Below are 20,070 nucleotides of genomic sequence, written 5' to 3' on the forward strand. Positions count from 1 at the left end.
CCCCCAAGCGCGCTGTCCTGCGTCACCTGCGCCCCTCAGACCTGCGGGCCGCGGCCCAGTTGGCCTCGCAGGCGACGCAGGGCGTGATCAACATCACCGAGGGGGTGCACCAGTCGGTGCGGCGGCGATTGGGGTTTTCCGGCGGGGCGTCGGACGAACAGGCCAGTGGCCTGACGGGGCAGACTTACCGGGGCATTCGCGGCGTGGCGCACATCGTGGGCCATGGGCTGGACGGCGCGCTGGCCGCGCTGCTGCCGCTGGTGGACGACCCTGCCGACCACCCCGCGGCTTCGCCTGCGCGCGAGGCGGTGCTGGCGGCGCTGAACGGCGTGCTCGGCGACCGGTTGCAGAGCTTTGGCAACCCGTTGGCGCAGGCCATGGAGCTGCGCCAGGGCGGGCGGGCTTTGCCGTTGGCGCCGGTGGCCTTGAAGGGGCAACTGGGCGAGCAGGTCAGCCCGCACCTGCTGTTGCTGGCCCACGGCCTGTGCATGAACGACACGCAGTGGCGCCGCAGCGGCCACGACCACGGTGCCTTTCTGGCGCAGGCGCTGGGCTGCACGCCGGTGTACCTGCGCTACAACTCCGGCTTGCACACCTCGACCAACGGGCGCGAGCTGGCGTCGCAGATGGAGCGGCTGGTGGCGGGCTGGCCGGTGCCGCTGGAGCGCATTACCGTCGTGGGTCACAGCATGGGCGGGCTGGTGGCGCGCTCGGCCGTGCAGGTGGCGCGCGAGACGGGCCAACGCTGGCCGGGGTTGCTGCGTGAACTGGTGTTCCTTGGCACGCCGCACCACGGCGCGCCGCTGGAGCGCGCGGGCCATGGGGTGGACTTGCTGCTCGCTTCTTCGCCGCACACGGTGCCGTTCGCCCGGCTGGGCAAGATCCGCAGCGCCGGCATCACCGACCTGCGCCATGGCCATGTGCTGGACGCGGACTGGCAGGGTCGCGACCGGTTTGAATCGTCCGACGACCACCGCGTACCGCTGCCCCTGCCCGAGGGCGTGGCCTGTTTTACCGTGGCCGCCACGCTGGCGGGGCAGCGCGGGCTGCTGGCCGACCGGCTGACGGGCGATGGCCTGGTGCCGCTCCACAGCGCACTGGGTCAACATGATCAGCCGACGCGCCGGCTGGTGTTTGCGAAGGACAGCCAGCACATCGTTTACCGCACCGGGCACTTGGATCTGCTCTCCCGCCCCCAGGTGGCGGCGCAGCTGCTGCACTGGCTGACACCGGCTTGATCAGATCGACGTGGTGGAGCGGCGCTGCGGCAATCTGTTGAGCAAGGGGTCCGGGGTTTCGGCATTGTGCAACCCAGCCGCCAGGGGGATACTGCAACTGTAAAAATTGAAACAGTCACCGCAGAGCTGTAAAGGTGAGAACCTGAGTTTTCGAAGTTGATGCCTACCAAACCGCACCGAGGAGACCGGTTATGAGCGAGATGAGGGCACTCCTGCTCGTGAAGGGCGTCGCAAAGAATGGCCAACCAACGATGGAACACGCGGCGCGCGGTATCGCCTGCTTGTTCGGCCCGGTGGCCTTTTCTGAATGGGTTGTGGCCGTGACGCAACGCGGGGGGGCCGTCATGTTGACGACGGGCCTGTTGCTGTGGCCGTTGCCGAACGCCATCGCGGGCCATGCTGTCCAGGTTGAGCCTGCGAGCCGTTCGGCGATGGACGTGGCCGGTATGGACATTGCTGACCTGGTCAATGTCAGGGTTTCCCCTTTTGAGGTGTCCACCCATCTGGACCAGGGTTACCGGGCCTCGAATTCGGTGTCCGGCTCGCGCTTCGACGCGCCGATCCGGGATCTGCCGTTCGCCATCCAGGGGTTCACCCAGGCCTTCATCCAGGACCAGAAGCCGTCCAACCTCTTCGACGTCGCGCGCTACTCGCCGGGCGTCACCTACCGCAGCAACGACTTCAACGAGGGCAACGCCAACCTCGCCATCCGTGGCTTCGCGGTCAGCGCCACGCCCGGCAACGTTCAGGTGTTGCGCGACGGCTACCACGGCCCCTCGATCTTCGATTTCACCAACATTTCGCGCGTCGAAGTCGTCAAGGGGCCGGCTTCGTTTCTTTATGGGCAGGTGGCGCCCGGCGGCATCGTCAATGTCATCACAAAAACCCCGCAACGGACATTTGCCGGCCAGGCCGCAGTGCGGACGGGCTCCTATGGTCAGTACCGACTCGAAGCCGACCTGACCGGACCGGCCACAGAAACGCTCTTCTACCGCATCGCGGCTTCTCACGATGAGGACATTCACTACTGGAAGCCCTACGACGCCCATTCCCGGAACATCTCGCCCTCCCTGCTTTGGCAGCCCAACGACCGCGTCAGTGTGTCGCTCAAGTACGAAGCCTTCGACAAAGTCGAGACTCCGCAGGTCATGCAAAAGCCTGGCTACAACGTCCAGGCCGGCATCGCGCCGACCCCGGCCGACCCCAACCGGTCCGGCGTCGACGTGCCCGGCCTGCCGGACAACTGGAACAGCATGTCCTACGCGGACTACCGTCGCAGCAAGACTCGGGCCCTGAGCGCCTGGGTCGACGTCAAGGCGGATGAGCGCTGGAACCTGCGCGCAGGCTACGCCCGCCAGTCCTACGAGATTGACGCGCTGTTCTCCGGCAACCTCGGCATGGCCAACAACACCACGCTCATGCAGGGTCGCCGCCTGAGGGGCCAGACCTACACCAACGCCGACGACACCTTCGGGGTCCACGGCGTCGGCAAATACCAATTGGGTGAAACCAGCCTGCGCCTGCTGGTCGGCGGGCAATACAACAGCCGCCGGTTCGACAACTGGGCCGCGCAGGCGCCCAACGACCCGGCACTCGGCCGCGATCCCACGGCGTCGCCGCTGCCGCTGTGGGACTTGAGCGATCCCGCCACCTGGAACCGCCATGTCTCGATTCCGCTCTCCGCGCTGACGGAAAACGCGACCGATACGCGCACCGACTATGTCGACAAGTCGGTCTATGGCGGGTCGACCTTCGGCTTCTTCGACGACCGCCTGCTGTTGCTCGCAGGATGGCGCAAAACCGCCACGCAGAGCCAGCTCGACAACCACCTGACGGGCGTGTCCCAAGTCAAAATCACCGCCAGCGCGGTCACGCCTCAATACGGCGTGCTGTACAAGCTCACGCCGGAACTCGCGGCATTCGCCTCCTACGCCGAGTCCTTCGTTCCCGGTACACAAATCCTCCGGAACCCCGATGGGACGAGCCAAGCGGCCGAACCCACGAAGGGGCGCGGCCACGACATCGGTCTCAAGGCAGATCTGTTTGACGGGCGCCTGTCCGGCACGCTCACGTTCTTCGACATCCGCAACCAGAACATCGTCAACGACCTGGCCTCCACGGATGCGCAAGGCAACGTGGTGATCTCCAACGTGCAGAGCGGCGAACAGCGCTCGCGCGGCTTCGAACTGGACACGACGGCCGCGCTGACCGACCACTGGCAGCTGTATGTCTCCTACAGCCGCATGAACGCCCGCATCACCGAATTCAGCGGCAACGACGCGGCCATCCTCGCCCAGGACCCGGCCACGCTCGACGCCTCCGGGCTGGTGAACTACAAGAACGTGCTGCGCTTCCACAACGCGCCCTTGCAGATGAGCGCGCCCCAGCTCGCCAACCTCTGGACGCGCTACAACTTCACACAGAGCGGACTGCAGGGGCTCTACCTCGTCGGCGGCGTCAACGTCGTGCGCGACCAGACCATCCTGCCCGACGGGCCGGCGTCGTCCCGCCAGACCTACACACTCGTCAATGCCGGTATCGGCTACGCCTGGCGGTCGAATGGCCGGCGGATGAGCGTCGACCTCATGGGCAAGAACCTCACGGACGAGAAGTACCGCCCCTCGCAAAGCACGCGCGGACGACCGCGCGAGTTCTTGCTCACCTTCGTGGCGGGGTTCTGATGCGCACCGAATCCATGAAAACCCATTTCCGTTTGTGGGCCATCGCACTGCTGTGCATGTTGCATATGCCGGGTCTGGTCGCCAGCCAGGAACTGGCGCCGGCCAACCCGAACCGGGTCAAGGCCGCCTTCCTGCGCAATTTCGCCCACTACGTCAATTGGCCGGTCGACGCGTTTCCCAACAGCAGCACGCCCTGGCACATCTGCGTCCTCGGGCCGGATCCTTTTGGCGACATCCTGGAAACGAGCTTGCAGGGCCGCACGGAGCAGGGGCGCTCATTCGAAGTCTTTCGCGCCGAAACGCTGGATCAACTGCCGTCGTGCCACATTGTTTTTCTCACCTACACGGACGATGCCAGGCGCCGTGCCGCCCTCGACAGGTTGAAGAACAAGCCGATCCTGACCGTCGGCGACGCACCGGAATTTCTGCGCGAAGGGGGAACCATCCGTTTTCAGGTCGACGACCGCGTGCGCCTGAGCATCAACCTGGACCAGGCCCGCGTTGCGACGCTGACCATCCAGACCCGCATGCTGGAGGTCTCCAGTGAGGTACTCGACAACGGCGTGGTCAGGCGGATGAGGTAGGCCATGTTTCGCCAACTGAACATCCACAAACGACTCACGTTTGTGCTCTGGGGAACGGCCGTGCTGGCCTTCGTCGTGGCGGGGGTCGGGTTGCTGCTCTATCAAAGCTATACCCGCGAGCACCGCGCCCGGCAGATCATGGAGCCCTACGCGCAACTGGTCGCGGTCGGCACCGACGCCGCGGTGGCCTTTGCGGATCCCGTTCGAGCACAAGAAATTCTCGATACGCTGCGCGCCAACCCGCAGATCCTGGAAGCGGACATTTTCCTGGACGACGGCCGCCTTCTGGCGAACTTCAACCGGGTGTCGGACGCCAGGCCGCAGCCGCTGGCCGAGCAACCGGACGGCCTCTACCTCGGCGCCGACGCCACGCAACTGCTGCAGACCCTGCCCAAGGGCGGGCGCCTGCGCATCAGCATGAACCTGGAGCAACTCAGCGAACAAACGCACCAGGTCATGTGGCTGTTCGGCGCCGCCATGCTCGTCCTGCTGGCGGCCACGCTGGCCCAGATGGCGGTGCTGCGGCGAACGATCGCGCGGCCGATCGCATCGCTGACCGAAGCGACCGAACGGGTTCGCGCCGGGGCGGATTACACGCACCGCATCCCGGTCTCCGGCGACGACGAGCTGGCCCGGCTCGGCCAGAGCTTCAACGCCATGCTTGATGGCATCCAGCAGCGGGAAGACGACTTGCGCCGACTGGCCGCCTTCCAGCGCACCATCCTGACCAACGCGGCCTACGGCATCATCTCGGTGGCTCCCGACGGGACTGTCACCAGCTTCAATCCGGCGGCCGAGCGCCTGCTGGGCTACGCCGCTGACGAGGTCGCCGGCAAGCACATGCCTGCACTTTGGCACGACCCCCAAGAGGTGGCGCAACATGCCCAGTACCTGTCATCGGAACTGGGCGAGACGATCACGTCGGGATTCGAGGTGTTTGCGGCCCGCCCGCGCCGGGGTCTGACGGAGGAACGGGAATGGCGCTTCACTCGCAAGGACGGGACCCGCTTTTCGGCGAGTCTTTCCGTCACCGCATTGCGAGACGCGGGAGGCCGCATCACCGGATTCGTTGGTCTGGTCTACGACCTCACCGAGCGCAAACAGGTGGAAGCAGAAATCCACAAGCTCAACCAGGAACTTGAACAGCGCGTCGCCGAACGCACGGCCCAGCTGACCGAGGCCAACAAGGAGCTGGAAGCCTTTGCTTACTCCGTTTCGCACGATCTGCGGTCGCCGCTGCGCCACATCGACGGATTTCTCGGCCTGCTCAGGGAGCAATTTCCGGTGGCACTGGATGCGCAGAGCGAGCGCTACATGGACACCATCTCCAAGGCGGTCAAACGCATGGGCGAGTTGATCGACGACCTGCTGTCCTTCTCCCGAATGGGCCGCCAGGAAATGACCAAGGCGCCCGTCGATCTGGGTGCGCTGGTGAAAGAGGTCATCCATGAGTTCGAGCCGGAAGCCGAGCACCGGGCCATCGACTGGCATATCGGGGAGCTGCCCGTGGTCTTTGGCGACGGCGCCATGCTGCGGGTCGTGCTGGCCAATCTGATTTCAAACGCACTGAAATTCACCCAGACCCGCCAACAGACGATCATCGAGATCGGGTGTTTGCCCGTTCAGTCCGGGCACGAGAATCAAACGGTTGTCTTTGTGCGCGACAACGGCGTCGGCTTCGACATGCGGTACGCCAACAAGCTGTTTGGCGTCTTCGAGCGCTTGCACAGCCTCAAGGAATTCGAGGGCACCGGTATCGGCTTGGCCAACGTGCACCGCGTCGTTTCCCGAAACGGCGGAACGACATGGGCCGAAGGCAAGGTCGACGGCGGCGCAACCTTCTTCTTCTCGCTCCCGCGAGAAAAACCGACGGCGGCGGCACAGATCATCCCGAGCAAGCCGACAGAGTCACCATCCTGTTCCGACTGCGAGGGCTTGGTGGCACACGTCGGCAGCGAGAAGAGATGCCCCCTGCACCCGCTTCAATAGCCCGCGTGGTCAAACCGTGACCACGGTCTTGCCCAAAGCGCCCCGGGCCAGGTGGTCAAACGCGGCAGGCAGCTCGCTGGCCAGGCGGTGAAGGGCGGCGCCCATGCCGTCGGTGACCTCTTGAAACAGAGCCGGCCGCCGCCATTTGGTGTCCGGGTCCGCGTGCCGGTGACAGAATGCCGGTCCGCGCCATGCGCTATTCGATCCGGTTCGCCGGTCTGTCGTTCTCCAGCCAATTGAAATCATGAGCAAACAAACCCTGTCTTTCCAGGCCGAGGTGGCGCAGCTGCTGCACCTGGTCACCCATTCGCTGTATTCCAACCCCGAGATCTTCCTGCGCGAGCTGGTGTCCAACGCGTCGGACGCCTGCGACAAGCTGCGGTTTGAAGGTTTGAACAATGCCGCGCTGTTTGAGGATGCGCCAAACCTCGACGTGCGCGTGGCCTTCGACAAGGAAGCGAAGACCATCACCATCACCGACAACGGCATCGGCATGAGCCAGGCCGAAGCGGTGGAGCACCTGGGCACCATCGCCAAGAGCGGCACCAAGGACTTCATGAGCCACCTGAGCGGTGACCAGAAGAAAGACGCGCAGCTGATCGGCCAGTTCGGCGTGGGCTTTTATTCGGGCTTCATCGTGGCGGACAAGATCACCGTCGAATCGCGCCGTGCCGGCCTGCCGGCGGCCGAGGGCGTGCGCTGGACCAGCGGTGGAACCGGCGAGTTCGAGGTGGAGACCATCGAGCGCACCGCGCGCGGCACCACCATCACCTTGCACCTGCGCGACGACGCGGGCGAGTACCTGAGCCACTGGAAGCTCAAATCGCTGATCACCAAATATTCGGATCACATCAGCCTGCCGATCCTCATGCAGAAGGAGGAGTGGGACGCCGAGAAGAGCGAGTACGTGCAGCAGGCCGAGTGGGAAGCGGTGAACTCGGCCAACGCGCTGTGGGCTCGCAGCAAAAAAGACATCTCCGACGAGCAGTACGCCGAGTTCTACAAGAACATCAGCTACGACCAGGAGGCCCCGCTGGCCTGGAGCCACAACCGGGTGGAAGGCAGCACCGAATACACGCAGTTGCTCTACATCCCGGCCAAGGCGCCGATGGACCTGTGGAACCGCGACCGCAAGGCTGGCATCAAGCTCTACGTGAAGCGCGTCTTCATCATGGACGAGGCCGAGGCGCTGATGCCTTCGTACCTGCGCTGGGTCAAGGGCGTGGTGGACTCGGCGGATTTGCCGCTCAACGTGAGCCGCGAGCTGCTGCAAGAAAGCCGCGACGTGAAGGCGATCCGCGAAGGCAACACCCGCCGCGTGCTGGCCATGCTGGAAGACCTGGCGAAGAAGAACGTGGCGCCGAAGGCCGAAGAGGGTGTGGACGGTGTGACCGACGTGGTCAGCGAAGAAGAGAAGGCTGCGGCCGAGAAGGACGCCGGCAAGTACTCGGCCTTCTACGCTGAGTTCGGCGCGGTGCTGAAAGAGGGACTGGGCGAAGATTTCGCCAACCGCGAGAAGATCGCGAAGCTGCTGCGCTTCGCCTCGACCACCACCGACGCGGTCAGCGTGAGCCTGGCGGACTACAAGGCGCGCATGAAAGAAGGCCAGGCCGCCATCTACTACATCACCGCCGACAGCATCGCCGCCGCCAAGAACAGCCCCCAGCTCGAGGTGTTCAAGAAGAAGGGCATCGAGGTGCTGCTGATGGCCGACCGCGTGGACGAGTGGGCGGTGTCGCACCTGCACGACTTCGACGGCACGCCGCTGCAGAGCGTGGCCAAGGGCGCGGTCGATCTGGGCACCCTGCAGGACGAGGCGGAAAAAAAGGCCGCCGAAGCCGCCGCCGAGAGCTTCAAGCCCATGCTCGACAAACTGAAGGAAGCGTTGAAAGACAAGGCGCAGGACGTGCGTGTGACCACGCGCCTGGTCGATTCGGCGGCCTGCCTGGTGGTGGGCGAGGGCGACCTCTCCAACCAGCTTGCCCGCATGCTCAAGGCCGCCGGCCAGCAGGCGCCGGCCACCCAGCCCATTCTGGAGGTGAACGCCGAGCACCCGCTGGTGAAGAAACTGGAGGGCAGCGCGCACTTCGACGACCTCGCTCACATCCTGTTTGACCAGGCACTGCTGGCCGAAGGCGGCCTGCCGGAAGACCCGGCCGCGTATGTCAAAAGGGTGAATGCGTTGCTGGTTTGAGCGGCGCGGCGGAGCACATGGGCCGCCGAGACGGCTCCGTTGATGGCGTGTGCAAAGGGCCCGGCCGGTGGAATCCGTGCCGGGCCTTTTCGTCAGAAAGGGCGATGGCGTCCGAATCGGCAGCCGATCCAGACACCATCGTTCGCAGGTGACTACACTGGCGTTCGAGCTCATTGTTTTTGGTCGATGCATTGCTCGGCCTCTCCACTTTTGATAGCAAACACGCCGTGCAACTCCAGCGTCCATTTGACCCCGTCGTCACATTTCGCAACAGCCAGGGTGAGATTGCACGTGGGACCCTGACCAGCCTGCAGCGACGCTCGTTGGCGATGGAGGTCTACAACCCCTACTCCATCGTTCAGGTCAGCGAGGTGCTCACCGAGCTGAACATCCGCTCCGATGGCCGCAGCATCTACAAAGGCAAGGCGGTGGTGGTGAGCCTGCTCAACACCGGGCTGATGGCCGTGGTGTCGTTGGCTCTGATCGACGAGTGGTCCGACTTGAGCGTGGACCGGGGCAACTTCGGCAGCGTGGGGCAGCAGGCCCAGCGTTTCGTAGAGGACTGGTTCGGGCGGTTCAAGATCAAGCGGGGCTACCTGGTGGCGGTGAGCGAGATCCGTGCCTACCTCACGGAGGTGTCCCGGTGGACCGACCATGCCGACTTTTCCACTGCCCTGCCGAGGAATGCTGACGGCCGCGTGGCGCCGGCGGTCTTCCAGGAAATCGCTTCGCCGGTGATGGCGGCGGCGGCCAACTACTTTGCCGCGCTGGAAGCCGAAACCCTGGACGTGCCCGAAGAAGACCTCGCCACCTACCGCAGTTTCGCCCAGGCTTCTTTGCATCCCTTGCTGTTGCGGGCACCTTTTGTGTACCGCACGTTTGCCAAGCCGCTGGGCTATGCCGGTGACTACGAGATGGTGAACCAGATCCTGTCAGATCCGCAGCAGGGCGGTACCACCTATTTCCAGATGATCAATGCCTTGTTCTTGCAGTCCGCCGTGGCCCAGGCGCATCGCAACCGCATTGACATTCTGGTGGATCATCTGAAGCAGGTCTGCGCCCGGGCGCAGACCCTGGGCCGGCCGGTGCGCATCCTGAACATCGGGTGTGGACCGGCGGTGGAGGTCGAGCGCTTCCTTCTGGGCGGTGGCGACCCGGGCAGTGCGCATTTCACGCTGGTGGACTTCAGCGAAGTGACACTGGAACACACCCGCGCGAAGATGTTGGAGGTGGGGCAGCAACTGGGCAAACCGGTGCAGTTCCAGCTGGTCAACGACTCGGTGCACAACCTGCTCAAGCGGGCCACCCGGGCCGACGCCACAGAGGCGAGCGAAGCCTACGACTTCGCCTATTGCGCCGGCTTGTTCGATTACCTGTCGGACAAGGTTTGCAGCCGCCTACTGGAGTACCTGCACGCCAGAACCCGTCCGGGCGGGCAGGTGCTGGTGACCAATGTGCATTCCAGCAACTCGCAGCGCGGCGTGATGGAGCATGTGCTGGAGTGGTACCTGATCTACCGCGATGAAGTCCGCCTCCAGGGTGTGCTTCCGAGCCGGCGCAGCGACGAGCGGATCTTCACCGACGCCACTGGCGTGAACGTGTTCGCGTCGTTCCTCGTTCCTGCGCTTGAGCGCACCACCGCCTGATGGCAGTCAGCGCTGTTCAGTCACTGGGCGCGGCGGTGCAAGACGTGCGGCTGGCTTTCAGCAAAACCGGTTGCGTCACGTCGGCCGTGCTGGTGCTGGCGGGCATCGGGCTGGACGCGGCGACCTATCCCGAGCAGGTGCCGAGGTTTCTGCTGGTGCGTGCGCTGGTGGCGGTGGCAACCTTGCTGATTCTGTGGGTGATCCAGGGCGAGTTCGGGCGGCGCCATGTGCGAATGCTGACCTTTCTGTGGCTCGTTCTTCCGCAGGTCATGATCGGCTGGATGATTGCCCAGACCGAAGGCGCGGCGTCGATCTATTTCGTGGGCCTGCACCTGGCCTTGTACGCGGTGGGCATGATTGTTCCGATCAGCTACCTCGAAGGGCTGGCGTTCGGTGTGTTCACCTGCCTCATCTATGCCGTGGCCTGCTTCTGGCACGCGGGCGGCATCGTCATCACCGGGCAGTTCGTCGCGCACCTGTTGTTCACGGCTTTCTCGGCCATCATCTGTGTGGGTTGCACCTATTTTGCCGAGCTGAGCCGCCTTCGCCTGTTCGCCCTCCGGGAACAGGTGGCGGAGCAGAACGCGCGGCTGCAGGAGACCAACCGCACCTTGGCCGAAGTCAAGGGCCAGTTGCTTCAGCGCGAAAAAATGGCCGCCATCGGCACGCTCTCCGCCGGCCTGCTGCACGAACTCAACAACCCGGTCAACTACAGCCTGATGGCCATCAACATGGGCCTGATGGTGCCCGCTGCGAAGACCGATGCGATGCTGAAAGAGAGTCTGGACGACGCGCTCGAAGGCATGACCCGGGTGCAGAACATCGTCTCTGATCTCAAGACCTTCGCCTACCAGAAGCCGGGGGAAGACAGCCAACGTCTGTTTCTGCTGGAAAACGCCGTGCGTTCGGCCCTGCGGCTGGCCGGGTACGACCTCAAGGGCATCGAGGTCACGGTGGACCTGCCGCAAGACACCCATGTGCTGGGGGATGAGCCGGCGATCATCGGTGTGCTGATCAACCTACTGAGCAATGCGGCACACGCCTTGCAGGCGGCGCAGCGCCAGTCGCCCCACATCGCGGTGCGTGTCCAGCAGCAGGGTGATCGACTGGGCCTGTCAGTGCGAGACAACGGACCCGGCATCGATCCGGCCAACATCGGGCGGGTGTTCGAGCCCTTTTTCACAACGCGCGATGTCGGCGCTGGGTTGGGCCTGGGTTTGAGCGTGAGCTACGGCATCGTCCAGCGCCACGGCGGAACGCTGGCGGTGGACAGTGTGCTCGGCGAGTGGACCGAATTCACCTTTGATCTGCCGAGGCCCCCCACATGAAGCCCGATGCCGCCGGTTTGAGACACGCCGCGCTGGACGCCCACGCGGTCCTGCTGGTCGATGACGAGCCCCAGGCGCTCAAGTGGTTCGCTCGGCTGTACGGCGACGAATTTGTCGTGCTCACGGCCAGCGGGGTCACGCAAGCGCTGGCCTTGCTGGCGCAACGTGGGCACGAGGTGGCGGTGCTGTTGACCGACTACAGCATGCCCGGTCAGGATGGGGTGGCGCTGCTGAGCGCCGTGCGCCAGGAGCACCCTCATGTGTCGCGCCTTCTGGTGTCGGCCTTTGCCGACAAGGACGTGGCCATGGCGGCGGTCAACCAGGGCCAAGTGGAGGCCATTCTGGAGAAACCGCTGGACGAAGCGATCACGCGGCAAGCGCTGCGCGAGGCGCTGGCCACCAGCCGGCAGCGCACACGCGACAAGGCGCTCATCGAACGCCGCGAGGCCACCTTGCGCGAGACATTGGGCTTTCTGGCCCACGAGGTGACGACCCCGCTGGCCACCGTGAGTGGCTACCTCACGGCCATGCGCGACCGGCACCAGGAGGCGTTGGCCTGCAAGCCCGAGGTGGCTTTCATCGGCCAGCGCCGGCCGGGGGAGGTCAAGGCCATGCTGGATGCCGCGCTGCGCCGTTCGGACTACGCCCAGTCGCTGGTGTCCTCGTTTGTGCAAACCGCCCGTGACGCCTACCATGCCGACAGTTCGGCCAGCTTGCGCGCGAGCGATCTGGTGCAGGCGGTGCTGGACGAATACCCCTTTGATGAGGGCGAGTCCGGGTGGTTGAGCTGTGACCTGGAGCGTGACTTCACGTTGCCAGGCCGACGCGACCTGTTGTATCTGGTGATCTGCACGCTGGTGAAGAACGCGCTCATGGCCTTGCGGTCTGCGCCGCCCGCGCAGCCCCGTGTCCACCTGGTGTTGAACCGGGCGTCGCCAGCGCCAGGCCTGCCGCCGCAGGCGGTGATCCAGGTGATCGACAACGGTCCCGGGATCGCACCCGATGTGTTGCAACGCCTGACGCACGAACCCGTGACGACCCGGGCGGCCAGTGGTGGCAGCGGCATGGGTTTGGTGTTTTGCCAGCGGGTGATGACCTCGATGGGCGGCACGATCGAGGTCCGCTCCGGTCCCGATGACGGTGCCGTGGTCAACCTGTATTTCCCCTCTATCGAAGAACGCCTTAACGAGGAACCGACATGAAACCCACCAAAATTCTTTATGTCGACGATGAAGCCATTGCGCTGAAGTATTTCGAGCGTCTGGTGGGGCCCTTGGCACCCGTGCTCACCGCGATTTCGGTCGAAGAAGGCCGTGCGATGCTGGGCGCGCACCACGCCGAGATTGCGGTGCTGGTGTGTGACCAGCGCATGCCGGGCGAGCGCGGCAACGAGCTGTTGCGCCATGCCCGTCAGCACTACCCGAACATCGTGCGCATGCTGACCACCGCCTACTCCGAGCTGGGCGAAGCGATCGATGCCATCAACACCGGTGAGATCTACCGCTACATCGCCAAGCCCTGGGAGCTGGAGAGCCTGCGCACCGATCTCAAGAATGCGCTGGAGCTGGCGGACCTGCGAAGCGAGCGTGACGGGCTGGTGCGCGACAAGCTGATGGCGCAGCAGTCCCGCTTGCTGGGCAACCGGCTGGGCGCGCTGTTGATGGTCAGCGCCGCCGTGCACGAGCCCACGCACGAGGCTGCGGTGTTCAGCTTGGCCCGTGCGGCCCTGGTGGTGGGTGGCGCGGAGCCCGCCCTGGACTGGAACCGGTGGGACCATGCCGATCTGTTGCAGGCCGAGGCGCGCCGCGGCGCGGGCATTGCCGCGCATCTGAGCCACTGGATGCAGCAATGGGGCGCGCGCGCAGACGATGCTCAGGCGCTGTCGGTGCTTGCTCAGGCGACGGGGGGCGAGGTCCGCGGCAGTGTCGTGCACCTGCCGGCCGCCACCGGCTTGACCGCGTTGCTCGCCGCCCCGGCAGGCGAAGGGGTGTCGGCGCCGGCCTGCGCCTGGCTTGCGTGGTTGCTCTGGTGCGGCAGCGCTGCCCAGGTGGAGGCGGAGCCGGACGGCTGGCGCGTGACGCTGGCCGAGCGCGAAAACCTGCCGCAGGACTGGCTGGCCGACGCGATAGAACGGCTCGGGCACACCCGCTGAAATCGACCGGCGTTTGGCCTGTGTCAATGGCCCGCGCAGGGTGGGTCGGTACACTTGGGGCTCCTCGCGCCCTACAGCGCACGCCCTGTTCTGCGTGGACGCACCCGGTGCCCCGCTGACCGGCGGTGACCCCTCCGTAGCGCGCCCGCCTCCTCGAAACCCGATCTCATGAAGCACGCCAAGACCCTGTTCAAGTGGCTGATGTACGCGGCCGTCTTGGTTGCCTTCGCCTATTTCCTGCTGGCCTTCAAGAAGCACGTTGAACAGCTGCCACCGATTGCTTTCAATGCCAAGACCGTGGCGGTGGCGATCCTGAGCATGTGCAGTGTGGTGCTCACCCACTTCTTCGGCACCCACGTCTGGCGCCTGCTGATGTCCGACCAGGGGCACCGCGTCCCCACCCGCATCGCGGTCCAGGTGTTTTTCATCTCGCAGCTGGGCAAGTACCTGCCGGGCAACGTCGGGCAGTTTCTGGGGCGCGGCGTGCTGGCCAAATCCACCGGCATTCCGGTGGGCGTGGCGGTGGGCACGGCGGTGTTCGAGGGCATCTGGAACCTGATCATCAGCTTGTCGCTGGCCTTGTTGTCCACCTGGGTGCTCTGGGACCTGAACACGGTCCAGGAGGTCAATCCCAACTTCACCTCGCAGGCCGCCTGGCTGCTGCCGCTGGCGCTGGTGCTGCCCTGGCTGGGCATCAAGGTGGTCAACATGGTGTTGCCCAAACTGAGCATGAAGATCGGCGGCGGGCAGCTGCTTCGCTTGCCACGCTTGCGCACATCGCTACTTGTGTCCCTGTTGATCTTGGTCAACTTCATGCTGCTGGGGTACGTGCTGAAATTGCAAGCCGAAGTTTTCTTCGCGCGTCCTGATGTCGATTGGTTCAGCATCACCTTGCTGTTCAGCAGTGCTTGGGTGATTGGGTATGTGGTGCCGGGTGCACCCGGTGGTCTGGGGGTCCGTGAGGCCATGATGGTGGTGTTGCTGTCTCCGCTCACGGGCGAGGCGGTCGCCACCGGGTTGGCGGTCAGCATGCGTCTCACCACGCTGCTGGGCGACGGGCTCACCGTGCTGGTGGGCGTTCTGGGTCGTCACCTGCAGTCCCGCAAGTCGCAGGAGCCGCGCACCTGACCCTGCCGCCAGCCCGTCGTTTCAGGACTTTTTTGTGAAGGGGCCGTTGGTCGGTCCCGTGTTCAAAGGAGTCCCTTGTGGAACTGAAAGATCTGGCCCACCGGTTTGTGTTTGACGATCCCCGCTACCAGCAGCTCTCCAAGGAGGGCGAGGCCCAATACAAGCTGGGCACGCCCTTCAACCACATGGCGTTCGACAACTTCCTGCCGCCCGACATTGCTGAAGCGATGTGGCAGGAGTTTCCCAAGGCGCAGGACATCGAGTGGCACAACTACAACCGGCCTGCCGAACAGAAGCTGGTGTGCGTGGATGAAACCAAGTTCGGCCCGGTCACGCGGCAGATGCTTTACCAGTTCAACTCGGCGCCGTTCCTGCGTTTCCTGGAGAAGGTCACAGGGATCGACAACATGATCGCCGACCCGACCATGCGCGGCGGTGGCTTGCACCAGACCCCGCGTGGTGGCCTGCTGAAGTTGCACGCGGACTTCAACAAACACGACGCCAACTTTCTGGACCGCCGCATCAACGTCATCTTCTACATGAACAAGAACTGGAAAGAAGAGTACGGCGGCAGCCTCGAATTGTGGGACCGCGAGGTGACCTATTGCGGAGCCAAGATTCTGCCGATCTTCAACCGCCTGGCCATCTTCTCGCCGACCAGCAACACCTTTCACGGCCACCCCGATCCGCTCACCTGCCCAGAGGGCGATTCGCGCAAGTCGCTGGCCTTGTTCTACTACACCAACGGGCGGCCCGAGGCCGAGGTGAATGGCGCACACACGACGATCTTCGCCGAGCGCCCCAATGAAAAAATCGGTGGGATGCGCTGGAAGATCTCCCAGGACTACACGCCGCCGGTGCTGTTCCGTGCCATGCGCCGTTTCCGTGAACGCCACCTGGCCAACACGATCCAGAAACGCGGATAGCAGGAAACACCCCCCGCGCCGCTTCGCGTCACCCCCCAAGGGGGGCGGCACTGGCCGTCCGGCAAAGCCGGCCCGGCGGTGCCTCTTGGCTGCATCGCTCAACGCCGCAGACCTTGCCTGAATGACAGAGGCCCTTCCCGGTTGCCCGGGAAGGGCCTCTTTTCATGGTGTTCGCGAAATCAGGCCAGCGTGATCGTCACGTCGATGTTGCCGCGGGTGGCGTTGGAGTAAGGGCAGACTTGGTGGGCGGCGTCCACCAATGGCTGGGCTTGCGCGCGGTCCATGCCCGGCAGGTGCACCGTCAGGCGGGCGGCGATGCCGTAGGCCTGGCCCACGGGGCCGAGGTCCACCTCGGCGTCCACCGCCACATCGGCGGGCACGGTCAGCTTCATCTTGCCGGCCACGGCCTTGATGGCGCCAATGAAACAGGCCGAGTAACCCGCAGCAAACAGCTGCTCGGGGTTGGTGCCGGTGCCGGGTGCGCCTGGGGGCGTGTGCGTCACGGCCAGGCGACCGTCGTCGGACTTGGAGGCACCGTCGCGGCCCCCGGTGGTGTGGGTGCGGGCGGTGTAGAGGACTTTGTCGAGGGATGCCATGGTGGTTCCTTGGTGGGTGGGTGCTTCGGTGAAGCGGGGGTGAAAAATGGGATCAGGCGATGAGCCGGTCGCGCAGAGCCTGCACCTGGCGGGTGAGCGCTATGGCTTCGGCCACATCGCATTGCGAGGCCTGCAGCACGCAGCCTGGAATGCGTTGGGCGCGGGCCTTGAGCTGTCGGCCCTCGGGGGTGAGACGGATCAGCACACGTCGTTCGTCGGCCGCATCGCGCAGCCGCGACACCAGGCCGGCCGCTTCCATGCGCTTGAGCAGTGGGGTGAGCGTGCCGGAGTCGAGGTTCAGGCGATCGCCCAGCTCGGACACGGTCACGCCGTCCTGTTCCCAGAGCACCAGGAGCGCCAGGTACTGCGGGTAGGTCAGGCCCAGTTCGTCGAGCAGCGGCTTGTAGAGTTTGGTCATGGCGAGCGAGGCCGAATACAGCGCGAAGCAGAGCTGGTTGTCCAGGCGCAAGGCCTGGTCAGACAAGCTGTTTCGGGGGGTGTTTCGCGTGACCATGGGGTGAACTGTACGGCGCAATTCAATTGTGTGCAATTTAATTGCCAATAACCTTTCCGAGCAAAAGGTCGGCCTTCATGCCGCAGCGGTGAGGCTCTACCTCATGCTACGAGAGGGGTCTGCTGCATCTCTTCGATCTGCTCGGTGAGCATGTCCACCTGGCCCTGCCAGTAGTCGCGGCTGCCGAACCAGGGGAAGTTGATCGGGAAGGCCGGGTCTTCCCAGCGCCGTGCGATCCACGCGCTGTAGTGGATCAGGCGCAGGGTGCGCAGCGGTTCGATCAGCGCCAGCTCGCGCCGGTCGAAGGGGCGGAACTGCTCGTAGCCGTCGATCAGGGCACCGAGCTGCTGGTTCTGCTGCCGACGCTCGCCGCTGAGCAACATCCAGAGGTCCTGCACCGCCGGGCCGGTGCGCGCATCGTCCAGGTCCACAAAGTGCGGACCGGCACCGGGCTGGCCTTCTGGGGTCCACAGGATGTTGCCGGGATGGCAGTCGCCGTGCAGGCGGATGCGCTGGATGCCGTCTTCATCGGCTGGCGCTTCGAGGCGCAACACCGGATGGGCCTCGATCAGCGCCAGCGCTTCGGCCAGCGCGGCGGACCAGGCGGTCTGCACCTCGGGCGCGACCATGCGGTGCTCCATCAACCAGTCGCGCGGCTCGTGGCCGAAGCCGGCCACGCCCAGCGCCGGGCGGGTCACGAAAGGGCGGGCCGCGCCCACGGTGTGGATGCGCGCCAGAAACCGGCCGATCCATTCCAGCACCTCGAAGTCCTCGAGCTCGGGCCGCCGCCCGCCGCGGCGCGGGCTCACGGCAAACGCAAAACCGCCGAAGTGGTGCAGCGTCTGCCCGTTCACCGCCAGCGGCGGCACAACCGGAATCTCGGCCGCCACCAGCTCGGCCGCGAAGGCGTGCTCTTCGGCAATCTGCGCGTCGCTCCAGCGCCCGGGGCGGTAGAACTTGGCGACCACCTGCGCGTGGCCTTCGAACGGCGATTCGAGGTGGATCTGGTAGACCCGGTTCTCAAAGCTGTTGAGCGCGGACAGGCGCCCGTCGCCCCACAGACCGATCTGGCCCAGCGCGTCCTGCACCACGTCGGGCGTGAGGGCGGTGTAGGGGTGGGTGGCGGCGGACGGTTCTGGGGAATGCATGAGGGGCATTGTCGCCCGTGGGCCGTGCCAGAATCGAACGATGACTCGTTCAAGACAACGCCGTCGGCACATCATGCGCCGCGGTCTCTGGTACTCGCTGGCGCTGTGTCTGGTCATCATGCTGTTTGGTGGTGTCGGCTTCTGGATGCTGGAGCCACAGGTGATTACGCTGCAGGATGGCCTCTGGCTGGCCTTCACCACCGCAGCGACCGTGGGTTACGGCGACATGGTGCCGCAGACCCATGCAGGGCGGGTGTTTGCCGCGCTGATGGTGTTGCTGGGGTTGTCGGTGCTGTCGCTGGTCACGGCCTCGCTGGCGGCCATCTTCGTTGAGCAGGAGGTGGAGGACGAGGTGCAGACCGAAGAGCGCAAGATCGAGCATGAACTCATGCGCGAAATCCGTGCGCTGCGCGAGCAGGTGCGGGCGCTGGATCAGCGGCTGAACGGACCCGCACACACCACAGAACAAACCCCTGAAAACAACCGCCCGTGAAAACCAACAAGGCATCCCACAAGCCCTCACAAAAGACCCTGCAGGAACAGCTGCCCGAACTGCGCGAAGGCCAGTCCATCGAGCTGTTGCAGGAACTGCACATCCTCACCCGCGAGGGCAAGCTCAACCAAGACACACGGCGCAAGCTCAAGCAGGTCTACCACCTGGTGCAGTTCATCGAGCCGCTGCTGGCCGAGGTGCTGAAGGAGCGCGGTGACGTGACCCTGGCCGACCACGGCGCGGGCAAGTCGTACCTGGGCTTCATCCTCTACGACCTGTTCCTCAAGGCGAAGGCGGTGGGCCACGTGGTCGGTGTGGAGACGCGCGCCGAGCTGGTCGAGAAATCGAAGGCGCTGGCGGAGCGGCTGGGGTTTGACCGCATGGCCTTCCTGGCCACGACCGTGCAGCAAGCCCTCAGCCACCCCGAGCTCCCGACGCAGATCGACGTGGTGACCGCGCTGCACGCCTGCGACACGGCCACCGACGACGCCATCGCCTTCGGGCTCGCTCGGCAGGCGCGCTTCATGGTGCTGGTGCCGTGCTGCCAGGCCGAGGTGGCCGCGGTCATGCGGCAACACAAGGCGCTCTCGTTGTCGCGCACGCCGCTGGCCGAGCTGTGGCGCCACCCCCTGCACACACGCGAGTTCGGCAGCCAGATCACCAACGTGCTGCGCTGCCTGCAGCTCGAAGCCCACGGCTACAGCGTGACCGTGACCGAGCTGGTGGGCTGGGAACACTCGATGAAGAACGAGCTGATCCTGGCGCGCCGCAACGAGGCGCCGCGCGTCCAGCGCGAACGCGCCCGCGAGCGGTTGGGACAGATCCTCGATGAGCTGGGCCTGCAACCGCTGAGCGAACGCTTCAGGGTTTGACCCACCCCCGCCGCGCTTCGCGCCACCGGCGGGCCGTCAACGCGGCCCCTTCAGCCTCACTTGGCGGGCTTGGCCGGTGCCGCCGGTTTGGTGGTGGGGGCTGAGGCCTGTGTGGCGACCCTGAGGCGGTCGCCGAGTGTCTTTTCGAGGGCCTGCACCCGGGGTTCGACGGTGGCGCGGGTGTCGCCCACCAGCTTGGCCTGCAGGGCCTGCTGCATCTCGCCGCTGAGCTGCTGGTACTTGGCGTAGGCCGGCGACTCCATGACGGCCACGACCTGGCGCAGCTCCTCTTCGCTGAATTTGTTCTCCAGCACCGCGCCGATGGTCGAGGGAGCGAGTTGCTGGGCGCTCTTGCGCACCTGCGGCACGGTGTCCTTGAGGTACTTCTGCACGTCGGCCTGCATCTCTTTGGAGAGGGCTTCCTGGCGTTCTTTGGGCACGTTGGCGGCAATCACCACCGATGCGCGTTCAACCAGCAGCACCGCCGGCTCTTCGGTCATGGCGGTGGCCAGTCGTTCGATGCCGCTTTGCTGGAGCTTGAGCAAGCGCTGGATCAGCTCTTTTTTGGCGGGGCTGGAGGG

Annotated in this window: 17 protein-coding genes; 13 read left to right on the forward strand and 4 right to left on the reverse strand. The window is 65.1% G+C overall.

Features of this window, described 5'->3' with window-relative positions; translation table 11 throughout:
• The 11 genes from B0E41_RS23455 to B0E41_RS23505 form a co-directional block, all read left to right on the forward strand.
• The coding region (locus tag B0E41_RS23455) for an alpha/beta hydrolase (protein ID WP_363352543.1) at nt 1-1,238 on the forward strand (1,238 nt) is incomplete at its 5' end.
• A 191-nt stretch (nt 1,239-1,429) separates the two neighbouring features.
• Entirely contained in the window at nt 1,430-3,919 is a 2,490-nt protein-coding gene (locus B0E41_RS23460) for a TonB-dependent receptor (protein ID WP_216350808.1), read from the forward strand.
• A complete protein-coding gene (locus B0E41_RS23465) occupies nt 3,919-4,503 on the forward strand; it encodes a YfiR family protein (protein ID WP_216350809.1) in 585 nt (194 codons plus the stop codon). The genes B0E41_RS23460 and B0E41_RS23465 overlap by 1 nt, the downstream gene beginning before the upstream one ends.
• 3 nt (nt 4,504-4,506) lie before the next feature.
• Nucleotides 4,507-6,492: a HAMP domain-containing histidine kinase gene (locus B0E41_RS23470; protein WP_077335049.1), complete on the forward strand. Its 1,986-nt coding sequence runs from the start codon at nt 4,507-4,509 to the stop codon at nt 6,490-6,492.
• Between the two features lie 244 nt (nt 6,493-6,736).
• Nucleotides 6,737-8,686: a molecular chaperone HtpG gene (htpG, locus tag B0E41_RS23475; protein WP_077335051.1), complete on the forward strand. Its 1,950-nt coding sequence runs from the start codon at nt 6,737-6,739 to the stop codon at nt 8,684-8,686.
• A gap of 227 nt (nt 8,687-8,913) precedes the next feature.
• A complete protein-coding gene (locus B0E41_RS23480) occupies nt 8,914-10,332 on the forward strand; it encodes a class I SAM-dependent methyltransferase (protein WP_253195123.1) in 1,419 nt (472 codons plus the stop codon).
• The gene (locus tag B0E41_RS23485) at nt 10,332-11,660 is read left to right on the forward strand and encodes an ATP-binding protein (protein ID WP_077335053.1); all 1,329 of its coding nucleotides are present in this window, start codon (nt 10,332-10,334) and stop codon (nt 11,658-11,660) included. The genes B0E41_RS23480 and B0E41_RS23485 overlap by 1 nt, the downstream gene beginning before the upstream one ends.
• On the forward strand, nt 11,657-12,862 hold the full coding sequence (locus B0E41_RS23490; RefSeq protein ID WP_077335055.1) for a hybrid sensor histidine kinase/response regulator: 1,206 nt from the start codon (nt 11,657-11,659) through the stop codon (nt 12,860-12,862). Before B0E41_RS23485 ends, B0E41_RS23490 begins: the two co-directional genes overlap by 4 nt.
• Nucleotides 12,859-13,812 (forward strand): response regulator, encoded by a 954-nt coding sequence (locus B0E41_RS23495; protein WP_077335057.1) that lies wholly within the window; start codon nt 12,859-12,861, stop codon nt 13,810-13,812. The genes B0E41_RS23490 and B0E41_RS23495 overlap by 4 nt, the downstream gene beginning before the upstream one ends.
• Before the next feature lie 168 nt (nt 13,813-13,980).
• Nucleotides 13,981-14,940, forward strand: coding sequence for a lysylphosphatidylglycerol synthase domain-containing protein (locus B0E41_RS23500; RefSeq protein ID WP_077335059.1), 960 nt, complete (start codon nt 13,981-13,983; stop codon nt 14,938-14,940).
• Between the two features lie 77 nt (nt 14,941-15,017).
• On the forward strand, nt 15,018-15,866 hold the full coding sequence (locus tag B0E41_RS23505) for a 2OG-Fe(II) oxygenase (protein WP_143433989.1): 849 nt from the start codon (nt 15,018-15,020) through the stop codon (nt 15,864-15,866).
• A gap of 179 nt (nt 15,867-16,045) precedes the next feature.
• On the opposite strand, the gene B0E41_RS23510 is transcribed toward B0E41_RS23505, so the two are convergent.
• From B0E41_RS23510 to B0E41_RS23520, 3 genes are all read right to left on the reverse strand, one after another.
• Nucleotides 16,046-16,462: an organic hydroperoxide resistance protein gene (locus tag B0E41_RS23510; RefSeq protein WP_077335061.1), complete on the reverse strand. Its 417-nt coding sequence runs from the start codon at nt 16,460-16,462 to the stop codon at nt 16,046-16,048.
• Nucleotides 16,463-16,514: 52 nt separating this feature from the next.
• Nucleotides 16,515-16,976, reverse strand: coding sequence for a MarR family transcriptional regulator (locus tag B0E41_RS23515; protein ID WP_077335063.1), 462 nt, complete (start codon nt 16,974-16,976; stop codon nt 16,515-16,517).
• A 101-nt stretch (nt 16,977-17,077) separates the two neighbouring features.
• On the reverse strand, nt 17,078-18,124 hold the full coding sequence (locus tag B0E41_RS23520; protein ID WP_143433990.1) for a serine/threonine protein kinase: 1,047 nt from the start codon (nt 18,122-18,124) through the stop codon (nt 17,078-17,080).
• A gap of 40 nt (nt 18,125-18,164) precedes the next feature.
• Here B0E41_RS23520 and B0E41_RS23525 point away from each other — a divergent pair, with 40 nt between their 5' ends.
• Both B0E41_RS23525 and B0E41_RS23530 read left to right on the forward strand, forming a co-directional pair.
• Complete coding sequence (locus B0E41_RS23525; RefSeq protein WP_077335067.1) at nt 18,165-18,617, forward strand: potassium channel family protein; 453 nt, start codon at nt 18,165-18,167, stop codon at nt 18,615-18,617.
• A gap of 38 nt (nt 18,618-18,655) precedes the next feature.
• Nucleotides 18,656-19,489 (forward strand): SAM-dependent methyltransferase, encoded by an 834-nt coding sequence (locus B0E41_RS23530; protein WP_253195125.1) that lies wholly within the window; start codon nt 18,656-18,658, stop codon nt 19,487-19,489.
• Nucleotides 19,490-19,545: 56 nt separating this feature from the next.
• On the opposite strand, the gene B0E41_RS27265 is transcribed toward B0E41_RS23530, so the two are convergent.
• Nucleotides 19,546-20,070: hypothetical protein (locus tag B0E41_RS27265; protein ID WP_077335071.1), on the reverse strand; the 525-nt coding region annotated here is incomplete at its 5' end.

The organism is Hydrogenophaga sp. A37 (genome assembly GCF_002001205.1).
Lineage (GTDB): Bacteria > Pseudomonadota > Gammaproteobacteria > Burkholderiales > Burkholderiaceae_C > Hydrogenophaga.